Annotated in this window: 25 protein-coding genes; 9 read left to right on the top strand and 16 right to left on the bottom strand. The window is 66.7% G+C overall.

Annotated features, from left to right (window positions below; genetic code table 11):
* Window positions 1-268: 268 nt before the first annotated feature.
* The 3 genes from NX1_RS04360 to NX1_RS04350 all read right to left on the bottom strand — a co-directional run bounded on the left by NX1_RS04360 (window position 269) and on the right by NX1_RS04350 (window position 4,174).
* Window positions 269-1,597 carry an IPT/TIG domain-containing protein gene (locus tag NX1_RS04360; protein ID WP_218024046.1) on the bottom strand — a complete coding sequence of 443 codons (1,329 nt, stop codon included), beginning with the start codon at window positions 1,595-1,597 and terminating at the stop codon, window positions 269-271.
* A gap of 331 nt (window positions 1,598-1,928) precedes the next feature.
* On the bottom strand, window positions 1,929-2,729 hold the full coding sequence (locus tag NX1_RS04355) for a LuxR C-terminal-related transcriptional regulator (RefSeq protein WP_169812176.1): 801 nt from the start codon (window positions 2,727-2,729) through the stop codon (window positions 1,929-1,931).
* Between the two features lie 437 nt (window positions 2,730-3,166).
* A complete protein-coding gene (locus tag NX1_RS04350; protein WP_068053937.1) occupies window positions 3,167-4,174 on the bottom strand; it encodes an Acg family FMN-binding oxidoreductase in 1,008 nt (335 codons plus the stop codon).
* Window positions 4,175-4,435: 261 nt separating this feature from the next.
* Here NX1_RS04350 and NX1_RS04345 point away from each other — a divergent pair, with 261 nt between their 5' ends.
* The 3 genes from NX1_RS04345 (at window position 4,436) to NX1_RS04335 (ending at window position 6,990) form a co-directional block, all read left to right on the top strand.
* Entirely contained in the window at window positions 4,436-4,912 is a 477-nt protein-coding gene (locus NX1_RS04345; RefSeq protein ID WP_068053934.1) for a nitroreductase/quinone reductase family protein, read from the top strand.
* Between the two features lie 680 nt (window positions 4,913-5,592).
* Window positions 5,593-6,465 carry a hypothetical protein gene (locus tag NX1_RS04340; protein ID WP_068053932.1) on the top strand — a complete coding sequence of 291 codons (873 nt, stop codon included), beginning with the start codon at window positions 5,593-5,595 and terminating at the stop codon, window positions 6,463-6,465.
* Between the two features lie 39 nt (window positions 6,466-6,504).
* Window positions 6,505-6,990: a hypothetical protein gene (locus tag NX1_RS04335; RefSeq protein WP_157119522.1), complete on the top strand. Its 486-nt coding sequence runs from the start codon at window positions 6,505-6,507 to the stop codon at window positions 6,988-6,990.
* 314 nt (window positions 6,991-7,304) lie between these two features.
* On the opposite strand, the gene NX1_RS04330 is transcribed toward NX1_RS04335, so the two are convergent.
* From NX1_RS04330 to NX1_RS04320, 3 genes are read right to left on the bottom strand one after another with little or no spacing between them, the layout of a single operon-like run.
* A complete protein-coding gene (locus NX1_RS04330; protein ID WP_068053927.1) occupies window positions 7,305-7,715 on the bottom strand; it encodes an arsenate reductase ArsC in 411 nt (136 codons plus the stop codon).
* A 38-nt stretch (window positions 7,716-7,753) separates the two neighbouring features.
* A complete protein-coding gene (arsB, locus tag NX1_RS04325) occupies window positions 7,754-8,902 on the bottom strand; it encodes an ACR3 family arsenite efflux transporter (RefSeq protein ID WP_068053924.1) in 1,149 nt (382 codons plus the stop codon).
* Window positions 8,899-9,273 carry an ArsR/SmtB family transcription factor gene (locus NX1_RS04320; RefSeq protein ID WP_068053921.1) on the bottom strand — a complete coding sequence of 125 codons (375 nt, stop codon included), beginning with the start codon at window positions 9,271-9,273 and terminating at the stop codon, window positions 8,899-8,901. Before NX1_RS04320 ends, arsB begins: the two co-directional genes overlap by 4 nt.
* Before the next feature lie 108 nt (window positions 9,274-9,381).
* Here NX1_RS04320 and NX1_RS04315 point away from each other — a divergent pair, with 108 nt between their 5' ends.
* The gene (locus NX1_RS04315) at window positions 9,382-9,912 is read left to right on the top strand and encodes a DinB family protein (RefSeq protein WP_174555452.1); all 531 of its coding nucleotides are present in this window, start codon (window positions 9,382-9,384) and stop codon (window positions 9,910-9,912) included.
* A 37-nt stretch (window positions 9,913-9,949) separates the two neighbouring features.
* On the opposite strand, the gene NX1_RS04310 is transcribed toward NX1_RS04315, so the two are convergent.
* Window positions 9,950-10,789, bottom strand: a complete 840-nt coding sequence (locus NX1_RS04310; RefSeq protein ID WP_245668309.1) for a helix-turn-helix domain-containing GNAT family N-acetyltransferase — start codon at window positions 10,787-10,789, stop codon at window positions 9,950-9,952.
* 101 nt (window positions 10,790-10,890) lie between these two features.
* On the opposite strand from NX1_RS04310, the gene NX1_RS04305 reads away from it, so the two are divergent.
* Complete coding sequence (locus NX1_RS04305; protein WP_068053914.1) at window positions 10,891-12,264, top strand: NAD(P)-binding domain-containing protein; 1,374 nt, start codon at window positions 10,891-10,893, stop codon at window positions 12,262-12,264.
* Window positions 12,265-12,270: 6 nt separating this feature from the next.
* Window positions 12,271-13,491 carry an MFS transporter gene (locus NX1_RS04300; RefSeq protein WP_068053909.1) on the top strand — a complete coding sequence of 407 codons (1,221 nt, stop codon included), beginning with the start codon at window positions 12,271-12,273 and terminating at the stop codon, window positions 13,489-13,491.
* A 609-nt stretch (window positions 13,492-14,100) separates the two neighbouring features.
* Here NX1_RS04300 and NX1_RS04295 read toward each other — a convergent pair.
* The 3 genes from NX1_RS04295 to NX1_RS04285 form a co-directional block, all read right to left on the bottom strand.
* Window positions 14,101-14,736 carry a sigma-70 family RNA polymerase sigma factor gene (locus NX1_RS04295; RefSeq protein WP_068053906.1) on the bottom strand — a complete coding sequence of 212 codons (636 nt, stop codon included), beginning with the start codon at window positions 14,734-14,736 and terminating at the stop codon, window positions 14,101-14,103.
* A gap of 432 nt (window positions 14,737-15,168) precedes the next feature.
* Window positions 15,169-15,978: an ABC transporter permease gene (locus NX1_RS04290; protein ID WP_068053902.1), complete on the bottom strand. Its 810-nt coding sequence runs from the start codon at window positions 15,976-15,978 to the stop codon at window positions 15,169-15,171.
* Complete coding sequence (locus tag NX1_RS04285) at window positions 15,975-16,901, bottom strand: ATP-binding cassette domain-containing protein (protein WP_068053899.1); 927 nt, start codon at window positions 16,899-16,901, stop codon at window positions 15,975-15,977. The genes NX1_RS04290 and NX1_RS04285 overlap by 4 nt, the downstream gene beginning before the upstream one ends.
* Window positions 16,902-17,206: 305 nt before the next feature.
* Here NX1_RS04285 and NX1_RS04280 point away from each other — a divergent pair, with 305 nt between their 5' ends.
* Window positions 17,207-17,791: an NADPH-dependent FMN reductase gene (locus tag NX1_RS04280; RefSeq protein ID WP_068053896.1), complete on the top strand. Its 585-nt coding sequence runs from the start codon at window positions 17,207-17,209 to the stop codon at window positions 17,789-17,791.
* 10 nt (window positions 17,792-17,801) lie between these two features.
* Window positions 17,802-18,269: a YybH family protein gene (locus NX1_RS04275; protein ID WP_068053893.1), complete on the top strand. Its 468-nt coding sequence runs from the start codon at window positions 17,802-17,804 to the stop codon at window positions 18,267-18,269.
* A gap of 94 nt (window positions 18,270-18,363) precedes the next feature.
* Here the strand turns inward: NX1_RS04275 and NX1_RS04270 are convergent, their stop codons facing one another.
* Window positions 18,364-18,813 carry a MarR family winged helix-turn-helix transcriptional regulator gene (locus tag NX1_RS04270; protein WP_068053890.1) on the bottom strand — a complete coding sequence of 150 codons (450 nt, stop codon included), beginning with the start codon at window positions 18,811-18,813 and terminating at the stop codon, window positions 18,364-18,366.
* A gap of 82 nt (window positions 18,814-18,895) precedes the next feature.
* Here NX1_RS04270 and NX1_RS04265 point away from each other — a divergent pair, with 82 nt between their 5' ends.
* Window positions 18,896-19,822 carry a zinc-binding dehydrogenase gene (locus NX1_RS04265; RefSeq protein ID WP_068053887.1) on the top strand — a complete coding sequence of 309 codons (927 nt, stop codon included), beginning with the start codon at window positions 18,896-18,898 and terminating at the stop codon, window positions 19,820-19,822.
* A gap of 101 nt (window positions 19,823-19,923) precedes the next feature.
* Here NX1_RS04265 and NX1_RS35950 read toward each other — a convergent pair whose 3' ends face one another.
* From NX1_RS35950 to NX1_RS04245, 5 genes are all read right to left on the bottom strand, one after another.
* A complete protein-coding gene (locus NX1_RS35950; RefSeq protein ID WP_157119521.1) occupies window positions 19,924-20,241 on the bottom strand; it encodes a hypothetical protein in 318 nt (105 codons plus the stop codon).
* Window positions 20,242-20,269: 28 nt separating this feature from the next.
* Entirely contained in the window at window positions 20,270-21,544 is a 1,275-nt protein-coding gene (locus NX1_RS04260; protein ID WP_084500954.1) for a sensor histidine kinase, read from the bottom strand.
* Window positions 21,541-22,215 (bottom strand): response regulator transcription factor, encoded by a 675-nt coding sequence (locus NX1_RS04255; protein WP_068053886.1) that lies wholly within the window; start codon window positions 22,213-22,215, stop codon window positions 21,541-21,543. Before NX1_RS04255 ends, NX1_RS04260 begins: the two co-directional genes overlap by 4 nt.
* A 93-nt stretch (window positions 22,216-22,308) precedes the next feature.
* A complete protein-coding gene (locus tag NX1_RS04250; RefSeq protein WP_067833685.1) occupies window positions 22,309-22,530 on the bottom strand; it encodes a hypothetical protein in 222 nt (73 codons plus the stop codon).
* Window positions 22,531-22,742: 212 nt separating this feature from the next.
* Entirely contained in the window at window positions 22,743-23,789 is a 1,047-nt protein-coding gene (locus NX1_RS04245; protein WP_157119520.1) for a DUF6630 family protein, read from the bottom strand.
* Window positions 23,790-23,869 lie beyond the last annotated feature (80 nt).

Raw genomic sequence — 23,869 nt, 5'->3', positions numbered from 1 at the left:
GTTTCCGCGGTCCGGCTCTGTAAAGGTTGCCGTCTACACGGCAATGCCAACCTGTCGGAGGTTGCGGATATGTTTCCACTCGTGCGGATCGGCTACGGCGCGCCTCGACTCGCCATCAGCACCGCGAAAGTAGACACGACGCGTTGACCGCTGGGGGACATCGTTGCGGGAACAACAACAACCGAAGGGACCGGTCCGTGAATCCGGATCGGTCCCTCCGGTGTTCGGGAAGGCCCTAGCCCTGGGCTGAAGCCCGTGCGGGGTGCGGTCAGACGTAGGTGTACGAAACGCCGTTGCTCGTTCCAGCCGCAGTGGTGACTGTGACCTGCACGGTACCGGTCCCCGCAGGTGCCAACGCAATGATCAACGTATCCGAGAGCACGAAATAGATTGTCGCCGGAGTAGCGCCGAAACTCACCGCGGAAGCGCCTGTGAATCCGGTGCCGGTCAAGATCACCAAAGTTCCCCCGAACGCCGGCCCCGAATTCGGAGTGATCGAAGCCACGATGGGAACCGCGGGAACGGACACGTAGGTGAACGGCAGCCCGTTACTCGTACCCGCCGCAGTGGTGACCTTCACCTGCACCGTACCGAGCCCCGCAGGAGCAACCGCGGTGATTTGCGTGTCCGATACGACCGTGAACGAAGTTGCCGGCGTAGCACCGAAACTCACGCCTGTGGCACCGGTCAGACCCACACCGGTCAGAGTAACCGTAGTCCCCCCAGCGGACGACCCCGAATTCGGAATCAACGAAATCAGGATCGGAAGCGGCACATAGGTGTAAGGAACCCCGTTACTCGTACCGCCTGCTGTGGTGACGGTGACCGGCACCGTGCCGAGGCCTACCGGAGTGACCGCGGTGATCTGCGTATCCGAATTCACCGTGAACGAAGTCGCAGGAAGAATACCGAAACGCACCGCAGTAGCACCAGTGAACCCAGTGCCCGTCAAAGTGACCGTAGTCCCGCCTGTCACCGGCCCCGAATTCGGACTGATCGAAGTCAGCGTGGGAACCGGCACATACGTGAACGGGATCCCGGCACTCGTACCCGCCGAAGTGGTGACCGTGACCGGCACGGTACCGACCCCGGCAGGAGACAACGCAACTAGCAGATTGTCCGACAACACGAAATAGGACGTTGCGGGAGTGGCGCCGAAACTCACCGCGGTAGCACCGGTGAACCCGGTGCCGGTCAAGGTGACCAAAGTCCCGCCGGTCACCGGTCCCGTACTCGGAATGATCGAAGCCACAGTGGGAACCGCGGGAACCGATACGTAGGTATACGAAACGCCGTTACTCGTACCGGCCAAAGTGGTGACAGTGACCTGCACCGTACCCGTTCCCGGCGGAGCGATCGCGGTGATCTGCGTACTGGAATTGGCCGTGAAAGTGGTCACGGTCGCACCGAACCGCACAGCCAGGACACCGGTGAAGTCGGTGCCGGTGATGACCACACCGTTGAAACCCGAGGCGGGCCCCGATGTCGGCGAGAGTGAGGTAATAGTAGGCATGGCGCTGTCTCCTTGCTGATGCGGTGAAGAGGTGATGTGGAGTGAATAGGGCTCCATCTGCACCGGGGTGCCGGCTTTTGTCATTGCCGGGCTCTATCCAGTAACGCCCCAGCACCGGCATTCGGACAATGAGTCCTTGGATCCGTTTTCGAGTGAACCCCGATCCGGACCGATGTTCGCGCTGGTCGGATAGCACTCCAGCGTCACTTCGCGATGCTGTTGGGTAGCAGAAAGTTTCGTGCTGGATTACAACGGTCTTGCTGAGTGGACGGCTGGGCCGGAGGAGTTGTTCGCGCGGGTGTCCAGGGCGGTTTCAGCGGGCAGAGCCGCGGTGCGTGTGTGCCACCACGGCGACATTGTCAGATGAAGTAGTTTGGCCGGCTGGGTTTCAGCTATCCGGATCCGAATAGATCGGTCACTCGGACGGAAGGCAGTTGTCCGGGAGGGATCGGGTTCTGTCCCGGAGATGTTCGGCCACGTCTGCGCGTTGAGTCACGCCGAGCTTCTCCAGGATGTTGTGCACATGATTTTTGACGGTGCATACTTCGATTCCCAAGCGCGCGGCGATCGCACGGTTGCTCAGGCCGAGCGCGATGTAATCGGCGACCTCCGACTCGCGGGCGGTCAGCAGGGGGCGTGAGCGTCGCAGGCGATTTTCGTTGGCAAGCGCGGCGACTCGGCGCATCAGACCAGCCGCGATCAGCGGTGAGCACAGCGTTTTCCCTTGTGCCGCATGCCGTATCGTCGCCATGAGATCGTCGATAGATCCTTCGCGCGGCACGTATGCGACCACCCCTGCTTCTGCACAGTCGACGACACGCTGCTCGGTTTCCGGGAGCGCGAGAGCCACGATCTTGGTGTCCGGGAATTCTCTGGCGTACAAACGTGCGCTTGCCGAACTGTTCACCGCGGACATGTCCAGCAGGAGAATGTGCGGGACGACTTGACGGGCGAGGTGGAGTCCTTCGACGGGATGCTCGCATGTGGCGATCTCACCAATGCCGCCCAGCGCGGACAGTACCGCCGCCAGCCCTTCGCGATACAGCCGGATCGGCGAGACGATGACTATCCGCAAAGCGGATTCTTCACTTCGGCGAACTGCGTGAGCCCCCTCGGACATCCCCCTCGGCACTCCTTCGTGAAGCCCGGCATCAGCAGAGCAACACTGATCTTCGCGCTCTCCCGGCCGGTAGCCGAACGGATTCAGCGACGCCATCATTCCTCCTCGACCGCGGCTAGAATTGCGTCCACCTTCACCTCGATCGCCCCCAGTGGCGCTGGCTCCTTGTTGCTGGTCCTCTGTTCCTGGTCGGTGCCCGACCTATAGGTGCCCTGCTCTATACCATTAAGGCCCTTGGAGTGGCACCCGGGCAATCTTTTTCAGATTGCTGCCGAGCAACGAGGATGTGGCCCTTGGCCTTATGTCAGAGAGGTGATGGCCACGGTGGGCACGGCGTAAGGAACAGGATGGCGCGACTACCAACAAAGACGTCGAGCCGCTGATGGAAGCTTCCTCCGCGAAGTGTCGAGGGCGTCCTTCGCCGACGCGGGTCGAATCGAGACCCGGGACGAGGGTTTCCGAAGCGGGGGGAGGTCGGCCGGTAGACCCGGGCACCGCTGTGACCGTACAGCCGGGCGTGCCCGGCGTCGGGGTCAGTGGGAGCCGACGCGGGTGAAGATGTCCGTCAGTGGTCGGCGGGGAGTGGGTGGAATCATGTCGCCGTCGTCGGGCGCGGTCCCGATACGGATCACCACTTGGGGCGTGGCCGGGTTCGGGATCAGGCTGGCGAGCAGTTTCCGGCCTGTCGGGAGTTCGGTGATATGGGTCAGCGCGCAGGTCGCCAACCCCGCTGCGGTGCATTCCAGCAGCACGGCCGACAGGGCCTCGCCCGTGTGCAGCCAGCGCGTGACCGAGTCGCCGTCGGTGCTGAGCACCACCAACCGCGCGTGGTCCTCGGGCTGCGCACGGCGCATCGAATGCCGGACGGAGGGAAAGACGCGTCCGACACCGACCCGGGCGAATTCCGCGTCGGACACCAGCGCGGATGGCGGCACGCCCTCGGGCCTGTCGGGATGCCCGGCCCACCACTCCAATTCGGTCTGATACAGCAGGTCATGGTGCCGCAGGGCACCGGCCTGTGCCGATGCGGCGGCCAGGCGTGGTCGGGCGCTCTCGTCGAGTACGGCGAGCGCTACCTCGTGCGGTGCGGTGAGCATGCGCATTCGGGGCAGGATGTCGGAGAAGCCCTGCGGTTCGGCCAAAGGTAGCCGGTCGGTGCGACGCTGGTCGATGGCGAGCACGCGGGTGTGTACACCGGCGGGCGGGTCCGGCCACGGCCGGAATTCGATCGTCGCCAGGTGATCGGGTCGTTGCGGGTTGGGCACGCGCCTGGTGTCGGTGTGCCAGCCCCGGTCGGCGAAGACGGTCCGCACGTGGTGCAGCATGGCGCCGCAGCTGATTACCAGCTGGCGGCCGAGGGGATCGGTCGAGGACAGCAGCCGATCGGCATCGGTGTACAGATGCAGGCGCGTGCCGTCGAACCTCCAGCACCACGGCTGGGTGTTGTGCACCGACGGCGCGCGGGCGGCAAGCCGCAGCGCCGCCAGCATTGTCGGGTGATCGGGTACCGAAACGGCAGATGCATGGTTGTGCGCGGTCATATTTCGAGTCTTCTCGGTGCGGGAACCGGCGGATACGGGCCTTCCGCCCGCCGGGCAGGGCCCTTGGTCCCGCGGATGGAAGCGCGTCTTCGCCCGTACCGAGTGCAATCGGGGATCGTTGCGGCAGCCCTCGATCGTGTGGTGACCTTCGGCCTACATTCGGGACGACGGACCCTGTCGCGCCGCACGGCTCCCTGGGCACCGTTGGAGCAACAACACTGAATCCGACAATTGCCACCCACCACGTCCGAGGAGTACATCATGCGGGTATACGACAACTACCTACGCTGGCTGTATCGCCATGGTCGGCCGAATCTGTTCGCTCGGATTCAGAATCGGTCTTCGGCATGGCTTTTCGCGGCGGGTATCTGGCCTCGGCGGGTCGCGGCGCTTGGTGTCCGCGGGCGGCGCAGCGGGCGCGTGATCTGGTTCCCGGTGGTGCTCGCGGAATTCGACGACGGACGGTATGTGGTGTCCATGCTGGGAAGGGACGCGAACTGGGTGCGCAACGTGGCAGCCGCCGACGGCCACGCCGTGCTGCGCCACGGGGGCAGGGAGAAGGTCCATCTGGCGGAGGTCGAGCCTGGTCGGCGGGCCCCTATTCTGCGGCAGTACCTGCGCGTGGCGCCCGGAGCCCGCCCGCACATCCCGGTCGGCCCGAATGCTCCACTCGCCGACTACGAGCGGATTGCCTCGGATTACCCGGTGTTCCGGATCGAACCCGAGCCGGTGGACTGAGCGTGGCCGCGCTCAGGGAAGTCGCGAACGCGATCCCCGGCGCGCGATACGAAAGTCCAACTACTTTCGCGCCTCCGCGATGGCGGCACCGGCCGAGTTGGTCTCCTGTGGCCAGTTGTGATCACCACGTGGGGTGCACGCTACTTCCCGTCGTACAGCTGAGCACTCGAACCAGATCCCCTACGGCGAGACGGTTTCCGTATCAGCCAACCGTGACGGAAGGACCGAGGAGGCGGAACTCGGCGCGTCGGAGACTCGCGCCGTTGGACATCCGGAGCGGACCCGAGCGACGGGACGCTGGTGCCGCTGTCCCCGGAGGGCGAGTTGGACGACGACTCGTCGGAAAGGCTTCTGCGCGGGAACGGATTGGACGCACCGAAACCGGCGTGAGTGTCCAAGAGCGCGGCGCCTGATCGTGATCCGCAGTCCCGGCGCGGATGGTCGAATCACGGCCGCGGTCACCTGCACCTGCACCTGGCCGCCCGGATCCAGTGTGCAGCCGGGATCACTGCGGGACAGAGAGTTTCGCCGCCGACATCGCCAAATGAACCGTTCTGCTCTACCCGGCGTGGCCCGAAACGGCGGTGCGACGATCACCAGAACCCGCTTATCGACATGGATGTCAGTGGCGACCCTTAACGTGTCAGCGAGCCCGATCCAGTTGATGCACAGGAGTTCTCATGACGTCCAGTGAAAGCCCAGCGGCAGGCGCCTATGCATGGGATGCCGATCTGACCGCCGCCTTCGACATCCTGCTGGGCGGAAAGCCGGCCGAGGACCCGACGGCGGAGTACGGCGTGTACTACGCCGATGACTCGCTGGACGAGTTCCTGTTCCCGAGCGCTTGGGCCACCCCATCGGCGCTCGCCGAGCCGGAGCCCAGGCAGTTGCCGTTTCCTGGCGCCGACGAGTACCCCTTGTCCCCGGGGGTGTGGCGGTTCGACCTGAGCCGGTCCCTGTTCCGCTTCGACGATCACCTGCTGGACGGGACAGGACCGTGGGACGTGGCCGGGCACAAGGGACCCCGGCCCTTCGGCGACGACTTCGTCGCCGACATACGCGCCGCCGCGACCGCTGGCGCCGATCAGATACTTGTGCGTGGCGCGGAACTCGGCCCGTTACTCGCCCGGCACGGCATAGATCTGACCCATGAGAGCTCCAAGAAGCTCAACAACTGGCTGACCGTACTGTTTCGGGTCGCCACCGATGGCACCCTCACCGACGCGATGCGCGCGGCGACCTTCACCGAGCGCGGCCCCGAACATCTGGTGCCATTCGACGACGAGGGCTACGCCGACACAGCCGAACGCAGATGGGAGGCGGCACTCGCAGCGATCACCCGCCCCGAGCTCCGCGACCACCTGCGCATGCTCTGCCTCGACGAGCAAGACGCTCGTGCGGCCGGCGCGCACTACTGTGGCGCCGACCGGTGGCCCTTCACTACCGACATCCTGGACAGCCTCGGCGCTCGCCTGGTCGTGGGCTGGGAGTATGGCGAATCCCAGGCCGGCACCGCCGTGGTAAGGCTGCCGGATATGCCGCACGCGCGCTGAACCGGACCGATCGAACATCTGGATAGGAAGTGACCGACCGTGTCCATGTGGTTGGAACTGGCGAAGATCGAACCTTCGCTGCTCGAAGAGATGCGCGAGAAACCCGAACTGATTCACACCGTGTTCTTCGCCGAGAACGACTCCGCGCCACTCCCCGGCGGGCTCCGCCGGGTGGCGGACTTCTACGGATACGACTACCTCACGCTCAGCGCCATCGCCGAAGGCCGCGCTGAAGCTGAGGAGGGCACTGCCGAATGGAGGGACGCTCACCCCTGGCTCGCCAGGGCGACCGGCGACCACTGCGACGTCATCGCGGGGTACGAGTTCTGCTACGGACCAGCCTTCGTCCTCGCCCCGAACGAGGTTCGCCAGGTCGCGGAGGGGCTGGTCGTGGAAGGCTGGTCCCTCGGCACCGCGGCAGCCGACTGGGACGAGGAGAACGAGGATGACGAGTTCGAGGACCTGTGCCCGTTCTTCGCGGCCGCCGCAGCCGAGGGGAAGGCAGTGATCGGCGGGGTGAGCTGACCCAGTGGCGCATCCACACGGTGTGGAGTTCGATGGAGTTCCCGCCGACCGTCGCGGCCAATCTCGTGGGTGAGATCGCTTGCGCCACTTCGTCTGTGGTGCACCGGTCGGTTGGGTGACCGTCGGCGCTTCGCGCGCTGGGCTCGCCGCCGGGCCAGCCGATCTCGATCGTGGCGGAGGAGTGTGTCGCATCGTCCGGTACCGCCGTGACGTTTTGCCTTTCACATTCACCGCTCGCCCCCCTTTGGGACCTCCCCAGGGTCGGATCGACCGTCGATGCGTTGCGCTCAACCGTGGTTTACAGGCTCGGTAGATCAGGCGCGGGCGGGCAGTAGCTCGGCGACGAGTTCCTCTACGCGCTTTTGGATTTCGTCGCGGATGGGGCGCACCGACTCGATGCCCTTGCCGGCGGGGTCTTCGAGGACCCAGTCGCGGTAGCTGATGCCGGGGAAGGCGGGACAGGTGTCGCCGCAGCCCATGGTGATGACCACGGTGGAGGTCTCCACGGCGTCGAAGGTGAGGATCTTGGGGGTCTGGTCGGAGATGTCGATGCCGAGCTCGGCCATCGCCTCGACCGCGGCGGGATTGATCGAGTCGGCGGGCGCGCTTCCCGCGGAGCGGACCTCGACGTCCTCACCGGCCAGGTGGGTCAAGAACCCGGCCGCCATCTGGGAACGCCCCGCGTTGTGAACGCAGACGAACAGGACACTGGGCTTGGAAGCCATGGGCGGGAAAGCCTTTCGTTCATGTGAGCTGCTGGTGGTCAGCGAGCCGGGATGTCGAGATCGGGACCCGCGTCCGGCGCCTGGTCGCCGTGGTCGCGGGAGGCTGGTGTAGGGGCGGCCGTGGCGGGGGTGAATCGCTTGCGCAATGCGAGCGAGACGTAAACCAGGCCCACGAGCACCGGAACTTCGATCAGCGGACCGACGACGCCTGCGAGCGCCTGCCCGGAGGCGGCGCCGTAGGTGGCGATCGCGACGGCGATGGCGAGTTCGAAGTTGTTGCCCGCGGCCGTGAAAGCGAGAGTGGTGGTCCGTTCATAACCCAGGCCCACGGCGGCGCCGAGCAGGTAGCCGCCGCCCCACATGATCGCGAAGTAGGCCAGCAGCGGGATCGCGATTCGCACGACATCGACCGGCTGGGAGGTGATCTGCTTGCCCTGCAAGGCGAACAGGATCACGATCGTGAACAGCAGCCCGTACAGCGCCCACGGTCCGATCCTCGGCAGCAGCGTCGACTCGTACCAATCGCGGCCCCTCGCGCGCTCGCCGAAGCGGCGGGTGAGGTAGCCCGCGAGCAGGGGGATGCCCAGGAAGATCAGCACCGACTTCGCGATCTGCCATGGCGAAGTATCGATGGTCGTCTGTTCCAGGCCCAGCCAGCCGGGCAGCACCGACAGGTAGAACCAGCCGAGCGCGGCGAACATGATCACCTGGAAGATCGAGTTCAACGCCACCAGCACCGCGGCGGCTTCGCGGTCGCCGCAGGCGAGGTCGTTCCAGATGATGACCATCGCGATGCAGCGGGCCAGCCCGACGATGATCAACCCGGTCCGGTACTCGGGCAGATCAGGCAGCAGCAGCCACGCCAAGGCGAACATCAAGGCGGGGCCGAGGACCCAGTTCGACACCAGCGAACCGATCAGCAGCTTGCGATCGCCGGTGACGGTGTCGAGGCGGTCGTAGCGCACCTTCGCCAGCACCGGGTACATCATGATCAGCAGACCGATCGCGATCGGAAGCGAGATCCCGTCGATCTCGACCGCGCCGAGCGCGTCGCCGAGGCCGGGAATCATTCGCCCGAGCAGCAGCCCGGCGGCCATCGCCACACCGATCCACACTGGCAGGAACCGGTCCAGCGTGGACAGCTTCGCAACGACCCCGTCGTGCGGCGTTTGTGTCGCGACGCTCATGCCATCACCCCGGCCGCGCCGCTTTCGACCAGCAACACATCCGAAAGCCGCTGCAACGCTTCGGGAACGACCCGGTAATACACCCAGGACGCGCGGCGTTCGCTGGTGAGCAGACCCGCTTCGCGCAGCACCTTCAGATGGTGGGAGATGGTCGGCTGGGTCAACTCGATGCCCTCGGAGACGTCGCACACGCACGCCTCGCCGTTTTCGCGGCTGGCGACCACGCTCAACAGTCGAAGCCGTACCGGGTCCGACAACGCCTTGAACACCGCCGCCAACTCCGCGGCTGCATCGACGGTCAACGGTTCGCGCACCAGCGGCGCGGCCGCGCACTGCTCCAACGGCGTGATCGACAACCTTGACTTAGACATGCGGCTATATTGACAGATATCGAATCCGACCGGCAAGCAAACTCTCGGTGAACGCTTTCGCTCACCGGCGAGTGGGCCGACAATCGAAGTCGACAGTGGGTCGTGGCGATGGCGAGGCCGGTGGTGGATCGACAGGCGATGGCCGCCGAGTTCGAGGGAGCTCGGCGGCGCTTGCACGCGCTGGTCGACTCCTGCACCGATGACGACTTCGCTCGGCGTTCGCGCGGCACGCGCTGGACCAATGAGCAGCTGCTGTTTCACATGGTCTTCGGGTTCATGGTCGTGGCGCGGCTGCTGCCGCTGGTGCGGCTGTTCGGCAGGCTGCCCGGCAGAGCCGGCCGCGCCTGTGCCTGGCTGCTCGACGCCGGAACGCCGATCTTCGACGTAGTCAACTACTACGGCTCCTGTGCCGCGGCGCTGGTGTTCAACAGACATCGGGTGGCCGGGCAATGCGATCGCGTCATCGCCAAGCTGCAATACAAACTGGCCAATGAACCGGAGGCCGACTTCGCGCTGGCCATGGCCTTTCCCGCACGGTGGGACCCGTTCTTCTCCGCGGTGATGACCGTCGAAGATGTATACCGATATCCACTGCGGCACTTCGATTTTCACGAACTCCAGCTCACGATCCGCGAGTGAACGCCTCGCGAGGCTGACCGGCGGTGGGCCGCGGGGATCAGCTGAACGGTGAACGTCGTTCGAGGAGCACGGTGTCACGCCAGATCCCGTCACGTCGAACGATGCGTTCGCGCACGCCGACGGTGCGGTATCCGGCGCCGTGGTGCAGGGCGAGCGCGGCGCGGTTCTCGGTGAAGATCGAGGTCTGCAACGTCCACAACCCGGCTTCGTCTGCCGCGAGAATCAGTTTGCGCAGCAATGCTTTTCCGACTCCGCGGCCTCGGTGCCCGGCACCGACGTAGACGTCGGTTTCGGCCACTCCGGCGTAGGCGTCGCTGCTGGAGACCGGGGCGGCGGCCGTCCAGCCGACGACGGCGCCGTCGTGTTCGGCGACCCAGCGGTGCTCGGGGAGCCAGTGTTCGACGAGGTAGTCGCGGCCGGGTGGCTCGGTGTCGGCTCCGACGTCGCCGGTGGCCAGGCCTTCGGCGTGGATCCGCAAGACCGCGTCCCAGTCCTGACCGTCCATCGCGCGCACGGAGATGTCGGCGGGAACCTCGGCGGAGTGGCTCGGCTGGGGCCCGAGAAGGCCCATGACCGCATCGGCGGCGTGTGGGAGTCCGGCGCAGCAGGCTTCGTTGACGGTGACGATCGTCGTCCGGCCTTCCCGGTGCAGGCGCACGAATCCGACGTCGGCGAGCTTGCGCAGATGGTGAGAGGTGGTGGATTGGCTGGTGCCCACGATCTCGGTCAGCGCGCCCACGGTGATCCCTTTCGGGGTGGTGGCTACCGCGTGGAGCAGTTGCACCCGCACCGGTTCGGCGAGGCAGGCGAACCATTCGGCGTAGGTGGCGGCCTCCCCGAGTGGCAGGACCTGAGCAAGAGGCAAGGCGGTGGGCATACTTCGATTATATCGATCTGGATCGATGGTTGCATTCATCGATGGGCGTCGATAGGATCTTCGTTGATTGATCGATCCACATCGATGAAAGAGGATTTCCGATGAACTCCCTGCCTGTTGTCGTCGTCGGCGCCGGTCCGGTCGGACTGTCTGCCGCTGCTGAACTTGTTGCCCGCGACCTGCCGGTCGTGGTTCTCGAACGTGGTGAGCACGGCGGTGCCGCGGTGGCGCAGTGGAACCATGTGCGGTTGTTTTCCCGATGGGCCGAACTGATCGCTCCGGCCGCGCGGCCGCTGCTGGCCGAGGATGGTTGGGTCGAACCCGACCTGGGTACGTATCCGACCGGAGCCGAGTGGGTGCAGGCCTACCTGCGGCCGCTCGGGGAGGCGCTGGGGCCGCGGGTGCGGTTCGGCGCGGAGGTGGTCGGGGTCGCGCGGCGCGGCCGCGACCGGGTGGTGGACGCCGGACGCGACAGCGAGCCATTGACCGTCCATGTCCGCACCGCCGACGGTGGCGAGGAGCGTATCGCGGCGCGCGCGGTGATCGACGCCTCGGGAACGTGGGGCGCGCCGAATCCGCTCGGCGGTGACGGGCTGCCCGCCATAGGGGAATCCGCGGCCGCCGACCGGATCACCTACCGGGTGCCGGATCTGACCGACCCGGCGGTGGCCGAGCGGTATGCGGGAAAGCGCATCGCGGTCGCCGGGAGCGGGCATTCGACTCTCACCGCGCTGGTCGCGCTGGCAAGCCTGGCCGAACAGCATCCCGGTACCCGGGTGTCGTGGCTGCTGCGGCGCGGTGAGATCGGCTCGACCTTCGGCGGCGGTAAGGACGACCAGCTGCCCGCCCGCGGTGCGCTGGGCGTACGTGCGCGGGCCGCGGTCGAAGCCGGGCGCATCAGGGTGGTCACCGGATTCCGCACCGAGACCGTCGAGCGCGACAGCCAGGGGCGTCTGAGTCTGGTTCCCGCCGAGGGCGATCCGGTCACGGCCGTCGACGAGGTGATCGTGCTGACCGGGTTCCGCCCGGACCTGTCGTGGCTGTCGGAGATCCGCCTCGGCATGGACGCGACCTTGCAGGCGCCCACCCTGCTGGCACCGATGATCGACCCGAACGTGCATTCCTGCGGCACGGTGTATCCGCATGGGGTCAAGGAACTTTCCCATCCCGAGCCGGGTGTGTTCCTGGCGGGGATGAAGAGCTACGGCCGTGCACCGACGTTTCTGGCGATGACCGGCTACGAGCAGGTCCGTTCCCTGGCGGCCTCGCTGGCCGGAGATCACGAAGCCGCCGAGCGTGTCGATCTGGTGCTGCCGGATACCGGTGTCTGCGGCGGCTCCGGGGTCTTCGATGCCCCCGCCGAGCAAACTGCGGAAAGCTCGGGCTGCGGCGCACCGGCGCCAGAGCCGGAGCTGGCACTGTCGGCGCCGGTCGCGCTGCAGGAGCTGCCGCTTCCTGTCCCCGCTGGCCACTGATCCGCCGTGGTAGACGTCGTTTCGGCGCCGCCGGTACCCGCCGCGACCGCCTCCGGGTTGCGGCGGGTGCTGGTGGTGCTGTGCCTGACCGAGATCACCAGCTGGGGAATCCTGTTCTACGCCTTCCCCGTCCTGCTCGGGGATATCGCCTCGAGCACTGGCTGGTCGGCGACCGCGCTGACCGCCGCGTTCTCGGCCGGTCAACTCGTCGCCGCGGTGACCGGGATCCCGGTCGGGCGCTGGCTCGACCGCCACGGCCCGCGCGGGGTGATGACCGCCGGATCGCTGCTGGCTGTGCCCGCGCTGGTCGTGATCGCGACCGCCTCCTCCCTGGCATGGTTCGTCACCGGATGGCTGCTGGCCGGGGTCGCGATGGGCGCGGTGCTCTATCCACCGGCCTTCGCCGCGCTCACCCGCTGGCACGGCGCCAACCGGGTGCGTGCCTTGATGATGCTGACCTTGGCCGCAGGGCTGGCATCCACCGTTTTCGCTCCGCTGACCGCTGCGTTGTCGGACTGGATGGATTGGCGGGCAACGTATCTGGCGCTCGCGGTCGTGCTCGCCGCGGTGACTGTGCCGGGTCACTGGTTGGGGCTGCGACTGCCCTGGCCGCCGCGCCCGACCGCCGAACCCGGACACGCGCACCTGACCGATCCCGGCCCCATCGCACGCAGTCGCCCGTTCATCGCGTTGGCGATCGCGTTGAGTGCCAGCGGATTCGCCTCGTTCGCCGTGATCGTCGCGTTGGTTCCGCTGTTGACCGAACGCGGTCTGGGCACCGGCCTGGCTGCGATCGCGCTCGGACTCGGCGGCGTCGGACAAGTCGCCAGCCGCCTCGGCTACTCGGCCTTCGCCGCCCGCACCAGTGTTCGCACCCGGACCATCGCGATCGTGGGCGCTATCGCTGTCACCACCGCACTGTTGGGGTTGTTCACCGCCGCGGCCGCGTTGGTCGCGGCCGCGATCGCCGCGGGCATGGCGCGCGGAGTGTTCACCCTGCTGCAAGCCACCGCCATCACCGACCGATGGGGCGCAGCGAACTACGGCCAGCTCACCGGCCTGCTGACCGCACCGCTGACCATCACCATGGCGTTGGCACCTTTCGCCGCCACCGCTTTGGCCAGCGCGCTCGGCGGCTACCCGAACGCCTTCCTGCTGCTGGGCGCGCTCGCCGCAGCAGCGGCCGTGCTGTCCGCCGCCACCATTCCGACACCAGCGCCGAAATAGCATCAGTTGTGACCGGTGAACTCAACTGATCACCAACACAGGGCATCGTCGGTTTGCGCGGCGGCCTGGCTGCCGCCCTGCCCGAACTCACCGGTGACGCTGCTCGTGCAAGGCGACCAGGTCGATCCCCACCTCATCGCACAACGGACCAGCCGCTAGTCCGCGAGCCTCCACGCGCCGGCTCCGTAAGCGTCGGCGCTCGCAGTACTCGGTCGAACACTCGACTGTGCCGCGACTGCCTGCACAGGTTCTCCCACGGTCGGGTGCGTCCTTTCCTGTTCTTCTCCGTCTGTCCTGATGCCTGTCCCCACGGATCAAGGAGTCACCATGACCAACCCGAATGAGTTCTCGTCCCCGGCGGCACATCGACCGGACGCACCACCGCAGCCTGCGGCGACCGCGTGTTGCAGCATCGAACGGCAGGCCAGGTGCTGCGATGACAGCGAAAGGGCGACGTGCTGCGGTCCGGCGGCGACGTCTGGCGGTGGATGCGGCTGCCAGTAGCCCCTGATCCGGAACGGTGCGGTGCGAGCCTCGAGCGGCTCGCACCGCATCTTTGTCCGGTCGTGGTGACGTGCGCCTGGTGGCCGTTGCGGAGCCGGTGCCGGTCTACTGGTCCGTTGGTGGTGTGGCTCCGCAGGCGCATTCTCCGCTGCGGGGTTGGTAGTCGTGCACATGGCCGGTGCGGTCCTGGCTGATCTGACAGCAGGCGTGCAATCGGGCATGGAGGGCGGCGCGGCCGCGTTGGACGCGGGATTTCATCCCCGACACCGAAATACCCGCCTCGCTGGCAGCAGCGGCGTGCGTGCGTGCGTCGAGGTCGACCATCTTCACCGCGGCAGCCTGCTCGGCCGGCAGGCCGGACAGCATCGGCACCAGGCACGAGGCGAGTTCTCGCTCCGCGACCTCGTCGGTGTCGAGTTCAGCTTCGCCGGGGGATGGGTTGTCCGGGACGGCGTCGACGGGGAGTTCGCGGCGATGGGGTGCGGATCGGTAGTAGTCGGTGATCGCGTTGCGCGTGATGGCATACATCCAGCCCAGCAGCCGTTCCTGGTCGCGCAGATTGTCCAGGCTCTTGGCCATCCGCAGGAACACGATCGACAGGATGTCGTCGGCGTCCTCCGGGCGCGACACCCGGCGGGCGATGAAGGCCCTCAGGTCGTTGGAAAAGCGACGCCAAAGCTGCTCGAGATCGCCGTATTCCGGCTGTGATGTGGTCGCGGTGGTGGCCGTTGTCTCGCTCATGATCCTGGCTCCTCTCCGTCTCCAGCATCCTCGCCTGCTGCCGCGGTGGCGAGCCTCGGCTCGTCCTCACCCGTACCGACGAGCGGTGACCGCGATCGGACGCATCCTGCGTCCAAATCGTGGGTGTCACGTCTGTATGGGTGTCGAATCACGAAGCGCGGTGAGGAGGTGAGAGCGATGCTTACGACACATCTGTTGTCGGATCTGACCGAGGAAGAGGTCGATCTGATCGTGGCGGAGGAACTGCATCTGCTCGACGCCGCCGCATGAGCGCCGCCGCCGCCCACACCGGGTGTATCCGCTGAAAAGCGCCCCAGATGAGCCTCTACCCCTCAGGGGGTACAGGCCATCGGAGTGCCCGGTTCCGGGTGAACAGCACTGAAAACCCGCCCTGTCCTTCTCCTCTGAAGGACGGGGCGGGTGCGTCGTCGGTCAGCGAGCGCGTGCCGGCCGAACCAGGCCGGTGAGGACGGGGACGGCGATGACCGCGGCCCACAATCCGATCGCCGCGATCAGGGCGGTGGCGGTGTCCGCGGCGGTGGCGGTGCCGAGCACGTGCCCGCGCAGGGCGTCGGCGGCGTGCGCGACCGGATTCACCGTGGCCATGGCCTGCATCCAGCCGGGCATTGTCTCGATCGGTGCGAACGCACTCGAGACGAACATCAGCGGCATCATCACCATCATCCCGGCGAACTGGACCACGTCCGGGCGGCGTAGCCGATCCCCGATCAGCCCGAACAGGGCGCTCATCGCCCCCGCCAGCACCACCAGAACCATCACCGCGGCGACGGCATCCACAGCGCTGCCGTGGAAGTCGAAACCTAGTAGTACCGCGGCGATTCCGAGCAGCGCCGCTCGGGCGAGGGTGAAGACGGCCTCGTTGATCGTGCGGGCCAGTCCGGGCAACGTCGCTCGCATGGGCAGCGCCGCGAAGCGGTCGTGCAGGCCGTTGGTGTGGTCGATCGCGGCGGAGACTCCGGCGTTGGTGCCGGCCATCACCGTGGAGACGGCGAGCATGGCCGGGGTGAGGAAGTCGATGTAGCTGACCCCTGCCGGGAAGCCTGGCCCGGCGGCGACGCTGCGGAACACCTGGCTGAACAGCACGAGCATCGCCATCGGCATGGTCAGCGAGAACATCAGCAGCTGCGGAACGCGGGCGCTGGTGCGCAGATTCCGGACAGTCAATGCGGCGAGCTGGTTCCCGATCGGGGAACGCCCGAACACGGTCGTAATGGTGGTCATCGGTGGGCTCCGGTGGTGTGGGTGAGGTGCGTGAAGACGTCATCGAGGCTCGGGGAAGCCACATCCAGGTCGGTGACATCGATGCCACCGCGGTGCAGGTCGGCGACCAGTGCGGTCGCGGTGCGTGCATCGTCGACAGTGACCGACACCCGCACCCGAGTGCCGTCGACCCGGTCGCTGTCCGGGGTGAACGGCAGATCCGTGATTTGGTGGACGGGGAGGGTGGCGTGCAGGACCTTGCCGCCGACGATCCGTTTCAGCTCGGCCGGGGTGCCGCGCGCGGCGACCCGCCCACGGCTCAGGACCACGATGTGGTCGGCGAGCCGGTCGGCTTCCTCCAGGTACTGGGTGGTCAGCACGACGGTGGTGCCCGCGGTGGTGAGCTCGTCGACGACGTCCCACAGCCCGGCGCGGGCGATCGGGTCCAGACCGGTGGTCGGCTCGTCGAGGAACAGCACCGACGGGTCACCGACCAGGCTTGCGGCCAGATCGACGCGACGGCGGGAGCCGCCGGAAAGCTCCCCGACCCGCCGGGTCCCGTACTCGTGCAGCCCGAGCCGATCGATCAGCGCGTCGGCACGCGGACGAGCGGTGCGACGCAGCCCGGCGAGGCGACCGATCAGCTCCAAATTCTCACGGGCGGTGAGGAATTCATCGAGTCCGGCGTATTGACCGGTCACCCCGATCCGGCGGCGAACCTCGGTGGCGTCGGCGACCACATCGAGGCCACCGATCTCCACCCGGCCGATGGTCGGCCGCACCAGGGTGGTGAGGGCACGGATCAGGGTGGTCTTGCCCGCACCGTTGTGGCCGAGCACCCCGAACGTCGTCCCAGCGGCGACCTCCAGATCGATACCGTCCAGGGCCCACGTTTTGCCGTAGGCGACGTGCAGATCCTCGACGACAACGGCCGGGGCGGTCATCGCACACCCCCGACGTGGTCAGGAACGTGGTCGAACAGGTGGATCGTCATCGCGGGGTTCCTCTCGCAAGAAGGTGTGCTCACATCCGGGTGGATGGGAGTCCGCTTCCTAAGACGAACCAGCCGTGAATTGGACGCACCGACCGCCGGCGGCGGCCGAGGATGTGGGGGAGTGATGGACCTCATCCGCTGGTGCCGTGCCCACTCAGGTCGACACCGCGGCCGCTGGCGTGAGGCGGCCTGACATTCCGGACGGCTACGTCGTCGGAAGGTCGTAAGACTGTCAGCACAGCAGGAGTTCGGAATATGACCAGAATCGCCGTCATCCTCGGCAGTACCCGACCCAACCGCAACGGCTCGCAGGTCGCCCGGTGGGTCGTGGACACGGCATCGCAGCGCGGCGACGCCGAGTTCGAACTGATCGATCTGCGCGACCACCCGCTACCGCATCTGGACGAGCCGATGGCGCCGATGTTCGGCCCGTCGGTCAATACGCATACCCGCGCCTGGGCCGAGCGGATCGCCCCGTTCGACGGCTTCGTGGTGGTGACACCGGAGTACAACGGCGGTGTTCCCGGAGTGCTGAAAAACGCTATCGACCATCTCTGCGCGGAATGGACCGACAAGGCGGTCGGATTCGTCTCTTACGGCGTGAACGGCGGCGCCCGCGCGGTGGTGCAGCTGCGCACGGTCTGCGGCACGCTGGGCATGGCCGACGTGGGCCATCAGGTCGCGATCTCGGTGCTCACCGATTTCGAGAACTACACGACCTTCACACCGCGCGACCACCATATGGCCGCCCTGAACAAGACGCTGGATCAGCTCATCGCCTGGAGCGCCGCGCTCGCGCCGCTGCGGGCCGGTGCCGAAACCACTCTCGTCGATTCCTGAGGAGCCGGTCATGACGATTTCCAACGATTTCCAGTCACACGCCGACGGCACGGAGGGGGATGAAGCCGAGATTCGCCGAACGATCGACAAGGCGGTCGAAGGACTGCGAGCCAAGGATCTCGAAGCCCTCGAGCAGCTGTACACGACCGACGTCGTGTCCTTCGATGTCGAGCCGCCGCTCCAGCATGTCGGGATAGCGGCGAAACTCGAGAACTGGTCGAAAGTCTTCATGTTCTTCGAGACTGTGACCTATGAGGTTCGCGATTTGACGTTCACCGTGGGCGACGATGTGGCATTCGGGCACGCCTTCGCCCGTCTCAGCGGCACGCTGAAGAACGGGGCCACAACCAGCGGTATGTGGGTCCGGGTCACGTACGGCATGCGGAAGATCGACGAAACCTGGTTGATCGCGCACGACCAGGTGTCGGTGCCGCTCGACATCGCGAGCGGCAAAGGCGTGGTCGACCTGGAGCCCTGAAGGATCGCGGGAGTGTTGTCGGGAGCCGTCGCTGTGCGGGCTTTCGTACCGGGTCGTGTTCTAGAAGTCGGTGGGGGCGGCCTTGTGCCTGCCCTCACTGGTTCGTCGACCCTTCTTTCCCGTCGTTCACCGTTGCCGTTCCCGAGAGGAGGTTGAGTAGTTGTGTGAGCACCAGGCGGTCGTCCGCAGCTAGGCGGTCGGTATAGGGCGCGAGGGCCGCGTGGATCTCCTCCTGAATCCGTTGCGCGAGTTCGCTGCCCATCGGAGTGATGAACACGTCGACCACCCGGCGATCCTGCGGCGACTTGCCTCGTGCCACGAGGCCTCGGCGCTCTGCTCGTTCGACGAGGCCGGACATCGTGGACTTGTCCAGCCCCAGGAACGCCGCCAGATCGGTCATGCGCGGTCGGCGGTCGCGCAGCAGGCCGAGCAGCCGCAGTTGGGTGAGGGATAGATCGTGCTCCGAACCGATGCGGGTGAGCACGGCCATCATCCGGAACGACGTCCGGACGAGAGCCTCCTCGAGCGCGTCATCAGATCCCATGCCGGGATCCTACTTGACATGGTTTGTATTACCAACCAAACTGGATTTAGTTTGTAATACCAATCAAATTCGAGGAGTCGCCATGCACGCCGCTGTTGTCACCAGCTTCGACGCACCGCCGCGGTACAGCGAGTACCCCGCCCCGGTCGCCCAGCGGGAGAACGAGATGGTCGTGGACGTTCTCGCGGCGGGTTTGCACCTCCTGGTCAAGGCTCGGGCGAACGGCACGCACTACAGCAGCACCGGCACGTTCCCGTTCGTACCCGGCGTCGACGCCGTCGTGCGCGACCCGCGCGGAAATCTCAGGTACGTGGTGCTGGACGACAGCGACCTGGGCACGTTCGCCGAGCAGACGGTCATCGACCCACGCCGCAGCGTGCTGCTGCCGGATGACGCCGACCCGGTGCGCATCGCCGCCGCGATGAACCCGGCGATGTCGTCCTGGGTCGCGCTGCGCCGCCGTATCGCGTTCCGGGAGGGCCAACGCGTCCTCGTCCTCGGTGCCACTGGCAGCGCCGGCCGGATGGCGGTGCAGATCGCCAAACGGTTCGGTGCCGCAAACGTGATCGCCGCCGGACGCAACGCTTCCCGGCTCGCCGAGCTGCACGACCTCGGCGCGGACGAAACAGTGACCTTCGAGCGGGCGGACCGCGCCGCCGATGTCGACATCGTCATCGACTACGTGTGGGGAGAACCGTCCGCCCGGGTGATGACCGCGATGATCACCGCCCGCCGCGACCGCAGCGCTCCGCTGGACTGGATCCAGATCGGATCCGTCGCCGGTCAGACGATTCCCGTCGACTCCTCGCTGCTGCGCGCGTCCCGGCTGCAGATCTGCGGCAGCGGAATCGGCTCGGTACCGGCACGCGACTTCCTCGCGGAATTGCCGGAACTCGCCGCCGCGGTGCAGACCGAGGCGATCGCCGTGCGGGCCCGTCCTGTGCCTCTCGCTCGGGTCGGCGAGACGTGGAACGCCCGAACCGACGACCGCATCGTTTACGTCCCGTAGCCGCACCAGCCCGCCGATCAGCGCTGGCCGCTTGGGTGCGCTATAGGCGGCATTGCGGCGCGTCACTCGCGCCCGGGTTGGTGGCGATCGTTCCCACGTGCTCACGCCGTTCGTTTTCGGTCGATTGGATCGAATGTGGCAGCTTCTTGACCGCCGCTGACCTCGCGGACGCTGTCGATCAACGCCGCCCACCAGGGTGCCGCCGGATTCGGGAACGGTTGGCGGCAAGCATCTTTCAACTGCTCAGCTTGTTCGTCGGTGCTGGCGTAGTTGTAGACACGCACAATCGGCCGGTCGGGTGATGCCGTCCTCGGCGCCTCCGACGCATCGTACGACGTTGTAGGGCAAGGGTTGTCCTGACCGTCTTGTTCGACGGCCGGTGCGATCGGTGAAAGCCGTGCGATGAGGACTTCGTGCATGTTCGGGTGGTTCCGTTGGACAGCTGAATCACGACTGTCCGAGTACGGGCGGCGGTAGCGCGATCGTGGCGAGGGTGCCACCGCCCGCCGCGGGCTCCATTGTCGCGGTGCCGCCGTGCAATTCGGCGATCCACGCCACCAGAGCCAGCCCGATGCCGCTGCCGCGACCGCCGGTCACCCCGCGTTGGAACGGATTGCTCGCCACCTGCGGATTCAGCCCGGGGCCGTGGTCGCGCACGCTGACCCGGCCCTCGGTCACATACACCTCGACGGGTGCGCCGTGGTTCATCGCGCCGTGCGTGACGGCGTTCTCGAGCAGATTGCGCACCGCGAGGCTCAGGAGGCCGGGATCTCCCACGACTACCGAGGGCTGGGTCCGCACGACGATGCCCGCATTCGGGAACTCCTCGATCACCGCCTCGGTGAGCTGGTCGAGCAGCAACTGCACCCGCTCCATCTTGGTGACGCCCGCTTGCATCCGTGCCCGCGCGATCAGTCCCGCCACGATCCGCTCCATCCGGGAACCGAGGGCCCGCGCGTCATCCAGCGCGCGCTCCACCTCGTGTGGGTTGCGCCTGCGCGGCGCGGTGACCAACCCGAGCGTGGTCAGTGGGGTGCGCAGTTCGTGGGCCGCGTCGCCGAGGAAGCGCTCCTGTTCCTCGAGCATGACTGTGACCTGGCGCATGCTACGCCCGGAGAGCCAGTGCGCGGCCATACCCGACAGGATGACAAGGGTGAGCCCGCCCACCACCAGACCCCACAGCAGCAGCGCGCGTTCCCGGTCGAAGACACCCGGATTGGCGCCCGCGATGACGACCGCCTCGATCGGGGAGTCGTCCCAGATCATGTGCTGGGCGACCAGTCGCACCGGCCTGCCCTGACTGTCGATGCCGTCGCGGAAGATGGTGTCGGGGGCCACGGTGGCGTCGTCGACCACGCCTTGGACGATCTCCTCCTTCGGCAGCCAGGAGCGCAGGTGCGAATAGCGTTCCTGCCACTGACCCGCGCCGTCGTTGGACAGCACCAGCACAGCGGTCTCGCCATTGGCGAGGTCGTAGTTCTCGACCTGGCTGATGTCGAAGGTGTCGTCCTCGAGCAGGCCGATACTGCGGTTGACGCCGGTGGCCACCCGGTCGATCGCGTCGTCCATGGCCTTGTCCCGCGAGCGGGCGTCGATGGTGGTGGCCACCAACCCGAGGATGATCAGGCAGGTCGCGGTGACGGCGGTGATCAGCGTGGTCAGTTGCCACCGGGTGCGGCGCAGCCGCCGGACGGCGGGGCGCGCGTCGGAGGTGGCGATCACGGTACGAATGGTTCACCTCCCATCACGAAGCCCGCGCCGCGCACCGTCTCGATCACCGGCGGTGCGCCGAGCTTGCGGCGCAATTGCGCGATCACCGCGTCGACCACGTTCGAGGTGGGTTCGGCCATCTCGTCCCAGCAGCATTCGATCAGCTCCGAGCGGGTAACCACGCTGCCCGCGCGGGTGGCGAGCAGTTCGAGGACCGCGAACTCCTTGGGGGTCAGCGACCGCAGAATGCCGGCCCGCTGTACGCGGCGGCGGGGAAGATCGATATCGATATCGCCGAGTCGCACGCGCGCCGGAGCGGGGTGCTCGCGGCGGCGGCACAGGGCACGCACCCTGGCTGTCAGTTCGGGCAACGCGAACGGCTTGACCAGGTAGTCGTCCGCGCCGTTCTCGAAGCCGGCGATGCGGTCGGCCAGACCGTCGCGCGCGGTGAGCATCAGCACCGGAACCCGGTGGCCCGCGGCGCGGTGCGTGGCGACCAGGTGTAGGCCGTCGCCGTCGGGCAGGCCGCGGTCGATCACCAGGCAGTCATAGGTGTTGACGGAGATCTTGAAATCGGCGTCGGCGAGGTGACCGGCGAGGTCGACCGCGAAGCCCGCGTAGCGCAGGCCCGCTGCCACTTCGACGCCGAGCCCCTCATCGTCCTCCACGACCAAAACCCGCACGAGATCAGACAATAGGGCACTTCACAAATCGTTCGCCGCCGGAGTTGGGGTGGCCCGACCCCTCCGGGCCACCCGCTCACCGAACCGGTCGGCTCAGTAGGTGTACAGGTCCCAGCCGTTGGCGACCTCGACGCACTCCCATTGGGTGCCACCGGTCTTCGGCGAATTGCCGTCCGCGGCGCAGGCCTCGTAGGTGGCGTAGTTACCGATGAACGGGGTGTGCAGCGGTGCGGGCGCGGCAGCGGCGACACCGGCGCCGGCGGCCACGGCGCCCAGGGTGAGTGTGGCAGCGGCGATCGCGGACTTGATCTTCATGGGATGGATTCCTTTCCCGCGCGGCGTCTCCGCGCTGGAGACAGAAAACCAAGCCCTCCGTGAGATTTTCATGATGAACGCGACGCCGCTGCTCAGCCCGGCGAATCCGGATTCTCGAAGCCGCCGTCCAGGCCCGCGAAGGTGAGCCCAGCCCCGCCGTGGCCGCGATGGCCCGCAAGATCACCGCGGCCCTCGACGCCGCCTGACCCGTGTTAGGCCGGCGCAGCGTCGCTGGTAGCTGGCTCGCCCGAGCCGTAGATGATGATCTCCGCCTTGGCCGTCGCGGCGAGAACGATGAATCGCTCGAGCTCGTCCGAAGGCAGGAAACCGAGCACCAGTCCATCCGCGCCGGTGAAGACGCCGATCAACGCGGTATCGACCGCACGACAACGATCGGCCAACAACCGCAAGTAGGGCTGAAGATCGGTCTCGCTACTCCAGGATCCGATATCGGCGTCGTACCCGTCCCAGTCCCAGGTCAGTCCTTCCGGGCAGGTGGGCATCAGCTCCAGACGGCGGCGAATCGTGGCGGGGTCGGCGACAACGCGAAGGAAGTAGGTCAACGCGCTGTCGATGCCGTCGAACAAGGCCTCTATCAGCGCATCTTCGGGATCGAACGCCGACCACAACGCATTCTCGAGGACGTACGCCAATCTGCCACGAGCCTTCTCGACATCGGGTGCGAGCAGTTCGACGAGGTCGATGAGCGCCGCCCGTTGCGCCGCACCGATGCGCGCGCTTCGAAACCTATCGCGAGACCTAGGAACAAAGTCGATGATCACTACATAGCCACGGTCGTCCCCGTCGAGGTCGTCGAGCACCCAATTGTCCTCGGGCCGAATCCGATAGAACGCGAACTTGCCGTTGGTTTCGTTGGCCGCAATGATGCACCGCAGCGGAATCGGCGTGCTCAGCTCACCGGCCAGCCGCCCGACCTCCCGAGCCAGCGCGATCCCTTGCCTGAGCAGGGTCCGCTGCGCGTCGACGCCGACGATCGGCCCGTCGGCGTACGTGGAGTCAACGGACACGAAATCTTCCAGGTGGAAGTCGTTGTGCCAGTGCTCCCACTCGTAGAGGTCGACAAAGCGCCCTGGTGCGTCGTCAGCGTCCGCGGGAATCGGGGCCCAGGACACCACCTCGCCGCGACTTTCGATCCCGCCGTCTACCCAGGTACGCAAACCGGAGGACAAACCCTCCTCTGGATCCAGACCACCGAAGCCGTCCCGCACACCGAGCAGTCTCGCCGCTCGGTCGTTCATCCTGACCGTGAGCACAACCCAAGCTATCGCTCGTACCGACGTCGAAACACAAGGCCGCGCTTCCCTATTCGTAACAGGAC

It is taken from the genome of Nocardia xishanensis NBRC 101358 (assembly GCF_001613365.1).
In the GTDB taxonomy this organism is placed as follows: Bacteria; Actinomycetota; Actinomycetes; order Mycobacteriales; family Mycobacteriaceae; genus Nocardia; species Nocardia xishanensis.
The sequence above is the reverse complement of the archived record's forward strand: the minus strand, read 5'-3'. Positions and strand labels throughout refer to the sequence as shown.

Coding starts and splice junctions, on each gene's coding strand:
- arsB (WP_068053924.1), bottom strand. CDS start 8,902: ATGAGCGTCGCGACACAAACGCCGCACGACGGGGTCGTTGCGAAGCTG.
- NX1_RS04275 (WP_068053893.1), top strand. CDS start 17,802: ATGACGATTTCCAACGATTTCCAGTCACACGCCGACGGCACGGAGGGG.
- NX1_RS35950 (WP_157119521.1), bottom strand. CDS start 20,241: ATGCACGAAGTCCTCATCGCACGGCTTTCACCGATCGCACCGGCCGTC.
- NX1_RS04310 (WP_245668309.1), bottom strand. CDS start 10,789: ATGCCCACCGCCTTGCCTCTTGCTCAGGTCCTGCCACTCGGGGAGGCC.
- NX1_RS04250 (WP_067833685.1), bottom strand. CDS start 22,530: ATGAAGATCAAGTCCGCGATCGCCGCTGCCACACTCACCCTGGGCGCC.
- NX1_RS04245 (WP_157119520.1), bottom strand. CDS start 23,789: ATGAACGACCGAGCGGCGAGACTGCTCGGTGTGCGGGACGGCTTCGGT.
- NX1_RS04320 (WP_068053921.1), bottom strand. CDS start 9,273: ATGTCTAAGTCAAGGTTGTCGATCACGCCGTTGGAGCAGTGCGCGGCC.
- NX1_RS04295 (WP_068053906.1), bottom strand. CDS start 14,736: ATGAGCGAGACAACGGCCACCACCGCGACCACATCACAGCCGGAATAC.
- NX1_RS04330 (WP_068053927.1), bottom strand. CDS start 7,715: ATGGCTTCCAAGCCCAGTGTCCTGTTCGTCTGCGTTCACAACGCGGGG.
- NX1_RS04270 (WP_068053890.1), bottom strand. CDS start 18,813: ATGGGATCTGATGACGCGCTCGAGGAGGCTCTCGTCCGGACGTCGTTC.
- NX1_RS04360 (WP_218024046.1), bottom strand. CDS start 1,597: ATGACAAAAGCCGGCACCCCGGTGCAGATGGAGCCCTATTCACTCCAC.
- NX1_RS04355 (WP_169812176.1), bottom strand. CDS start 2,729: ATGGCGTCGCTGAATCCGTTCGGCTACCGGCCGGGAGAGCGCGAAGAT.
- NX1_RS04315 (WP_174555452.1), top strand. CDS start 9,382: ATGGCGAGGCCGGTGGTGGATCGACAGGCGATGGCCGCCGAGTTCGAG.
- NX1_RS04345 (WP_068053934.1), top strand. CDS start 4,436: ATGCGGGTATACGACAACTACCTACGCTGGCTGTATCGCCATGGTCGG.
- NX1_RS04290 (WP_068053902.1), bottom strand. CDS start 15,978: ATGACCACCATTACGACCGTGTTCGGGCGTTCCCCGATCGGGAACCAG.
- NX1_RS04340 (WP_068053932.1), top strand. CDS start 5,593: ATGACGTCCAGTGAAAGCCCAGCGGCAGGCGCCTATGCATGGGATGCC.
- NX1_RS04305 (WP_068053914.1), top strand. CDS start 10,891: ATGAACTCCCTGCCTGTTGTCGTCGTCGGCGCCGGTCCGGTCGGACTG.
- NX1_RS04285 (WP_068053899.1), bottom strand. CDS start 16,901: ATGACCGCCCCGGCCGTTGTCGTCGAGGATCTGCACGTCGCCTACGGC.
- NX1_RS04280 (WP_068053896.1), top strand. CDS start 17,207: ATGACCAGAATCGCCGTCATCCTCGGCAGTACCCGACCCAACCGCAAC.
- NX1_RS04350 (WP_068053937.1), bottom strand. CDS start 4,174: ATGACCGCGCACAACCATGCATCTGCCGTTTCGGTACCCGATCACCCG.
- NX1_RS04265 (WP_068053887.1), top strand. CDS start 18,896: ATGCACGCCGCTGTTGTCACCAGCTTCGACGCACCGCCGCGGTACAGC.